Raw genomic sequence first — 250 nt, 5'->3', positions numbered from 1 at the left:
GAGCAGGGTCTGGCTGATGCCGTCGGACGTGTCGCGCACGCGCGCTTCCGAATAGAGCGCGGCGCTCTCCCATTCGAAGCCGAGCGCCTTGAACCGCAGGCCGCCGAGCAGGCGATATTGGGTGTTGAGCACATCGACATGGTTGGGGCCGACATCGGCGAAATTGTAGCTCGACAGCGTGATCGCCTGGCCGGCCGCCGCGGCGTTGATGCCGGGCAGGCGGTTGGGGCTGCCGACCGGGCCGAACGGA

1 protein-coding gene is annotated in these 250 nt (G+C 68.0%); it reads right to left on the bottom strand.

The features are described from left to right. Positions 1-250, bottom strand: a 250-nt coding sequence (locus tag NLU14_RS22585; protein ID WP_275710829.1) for a hypothetical protein, incomplete at both ends; no start/stop codon positions are given.

The organism is Marinobacter iranensis (assembly GCF_029207565.1).
Taxonomy (GTDB): domain Bacteria; phylum Pseudomonadota; class Gammaproteobacteria; order Pseudomonadales; family Oleiphilaceae; genus Marinobacter; species Marinobacter iranensis.
Note: the sequence above shows the minus strand (reverse complement) of the source record. Positions and strands in the feature narration are given on the sequence as shown.